Genomic DNA, 2,493 nt, shown 5'->3' with positions numbered 1-2,493 from the left:
AACCGTGGCGACCCCACCGGCCGTCAGGAGTGGCCGTAAGGCTCCGGGCCTGCCGCGTCACCGGCGAGTGCGTCGGCGCCGTCGTCTGGAACCGAGCCGGGCGGGTGCGCCGATATGCCGACGAATTCCAGGTCAGAGGATTCCAGGTCGGACGGATCGTCGTCGTATACAACTGCCTCGGGATGCGCGGAGGGAGCGACCATCGCCTCCGAGTGGGCGCCACAACCATGATCGAAAGCAGTCACCCGAGCGTCGTCCGGGGCCATCTCGTTCGCACACACCCCGAACAGGCGGCCGAGGATCCCGGCCAGACGAACGTGAAAGCCACATGTCTGACAGGTCGCGGGAGCGACCCGGGCAATCGACGCCTCCGGACCGGACTCGCCCGTATGCCAACGGGCCGCAGCTTCGTCACGTCCCTCCACGGACAGCAGCCGGGGACGACCGAACCCGAGCTCATGCCAGGCATCGGTGTCGACGAACTCCTCGACATCACCAAGACGCAGGGTGAGGCGGGGATCGTCCACGGCGGTCGGCAGCAGGTCTCCGACTCCGACGTCGCCCGGGCGCAGCCGCTGGGACCACGGCACCCACTGTGGAGCGGTCATGGCGCCGTCGCCGGGCAACAGCACGACATCATCCACGGTGACCTTCCGCAACCGCGATGCGCGGCTCACGACCACCGTCCACACCCAACCGGGATAGGCGCGCGCCGTACACGCGAAGCGGTGCAGCACAAGGCGTTCGTCCTCGGCCTCGACGCCGAGGTGCTCGCCGACAAGGCCCGGATCATCGGCCTCGGTGGCCGCGGCCGCCCGGGCCTCCTCGACGGCTGCGGCACACGCGGTGTCCAGCGCGGGCGGCTTGGGCCCCTTGGCCGCACGCGGCGCCCGTGGTGTTCCCGGTGTTCGGGGCGCCTTCGACGCGGGTGAGCGGGTCGTCCGGGTCGTCCGGGTCGCAGACTCGGACGCCGGGGGACCGGGCGCACTCCCGTCCGAGATGAACGTTTCCGAGCTCGACGTTTCCTGGTTGGACGATCCAGAGTCGGACGATGTTGGCACTACCGCCGGGTCAAGCTGCACATCCTGAGCCTCCACGCACGTATTGTCGCCTACAGGTTCCGGAACTGTGCTGCGTGGTCGTGGTGGCCCTCCTGGGGAGAGGGGACACTCAGGATGGTGAACGTGGGCAGTGGTGTCGCCAAAGGGATCCGCAGGCTGCGCGCGTCCGGCCGCAGAGGTGGTGCCGAGCAGTCGGGGCTCGCGGCCCTCACGGAGCTTTCCTTCGTCAACGCGGCGGGCGACGCGCTGGTGACCGTGACGCTGGCCGGATCGCTCTTCTTCGCGGTGCCGACGAGCGAGGCCCGGTCGAAGGTCGCCATGTACCTGTTGATCACCATGGTGCCGTTCACCCTGCTGGCACCGGTGATCGGCCCTGTCCTGGACCGGTTCGCCCATGGTCGCCGTACCGCGCTGGCCGCAATCTGCCTGGCCCGCGGCATGCTTGCCTGGCAGCTCGCCGGCTCCCTCAACCACGGTGTGGCCGTCTATCCCCTCGCGCTCGGCCTGCTCATGCTGTCGCGGGCGTTCGGAGTGGCCCGCAGCGCGGTCATCCCGCGCGTCACACCCCAGAATCTGTCCCTCGTAAAGATCAATTCCCGGATCTCGTTGGTGAACATCGCAGCGGGATCCGCGATCGCCCCGGTCGGCCTGGCCATCGCCAAGATTCCCTACGTCGGCTACCCGTGGGTGCTGCGGGCCTGCGCGATCGTCTACATGACAGGCGTCCTGCTGGCGTTCAACCTACCCAAACACGTCGACTCCGCCGCAGGTGAAAAACGCGCCTTCGTACTAGGGGCCATCGTCAACCACCGGGACATGGCCGGCCGTCTGCTGCGCGCCATGGGCGGGCTGCCGGTCGCGCTTCGCGCCTCCCTGGTGCTGCGCGGCCTGGTCGGATTCCTCACCTTCTATCTGGCGTTTCTGCTGCGGACGAGCGGCGGCACCAACCTCTGGCTCGGTGCGCTGGCGATCTGTGCGGGCGTGGGCAGCGGCCTGGGTGTCTTCATCGGCGGGCGGCTGGGCCGCCGGCGGCCTGAGGCGCTGCTGATGCTGTCGCTGCTGATGGCATCAGGGGGCTGCCTTGGCGCCGCCGTCGACTACACAAGGCTCACATCGCTGCTGGCGGCCCTGCTGGTGACGATGGCCGGTGCGATGGGGAAGCTCGGTCTGGACGCGATCCTCCAACGGGACATCGCCGAGGACACCCGGAACTCCGCGTTCGCCCGCTCAGAAACCGCGATTCAGCTCGCATGGGTTGCCGGCGCCGGGATCGGCCTGATCGAGATGCCGGGGACGCTCGGCTTCGCCGTGGCGTCCGCGGCGGTGCTGTTCACGATGTTCGTGGAGACCAGGGCACTGCACCGGTCACGGGCAGCGGCCCGCGTCCGTCGAGGGCGACCGGAGGCCGCGGCCTGGGCCGAGCCGGGCGCCG

The 2,493-nt window shown here is 69.4% G+C and carries 2 protein-coding genes; one reads left to right on the top strand and one right to left on the bottom strand.

Features of this window, described 5'->3' with window-relative positions:
• Window positions 1-23: 23 nt before the first annotated feature.
• Entirely contained in the window at window positions 24-1,082 is a 1,059-nt protein-coding gene (locus U9980_RS06840; RefSeq protein WP_322767159.1) for a DUF3027 domain-containing protein, read from the bottom strand.
• 93 nt (window positions 1,083-1,175) lie between these two features.
• On the opposite strand from U9980_RS06840, the gene U9980_RS06835 reads away from it, so the two are divergent.
• Window positions 1,176-2,493, top strand: a 1,318-nt coding sequence (locus U9980_RS06835) for an MFS transporter (RefSeq protein ID WP_322767158.1), incomplete at its 3' end; no start/stop codon positions are given.

The sequence above is a fragment of the Protofrankia sp. Cr1 genome, assembly GCF_963555865.1.
Lineage (GTDB): Bacteria > Actinomycetota > Actinomycetes > Frankiales > Frankiaceae > Protofrankia.
Note: the sequence above shows the minus strand (reverse complement) of the source record. Positions and strands in the feature narration are given on the sequence as shown.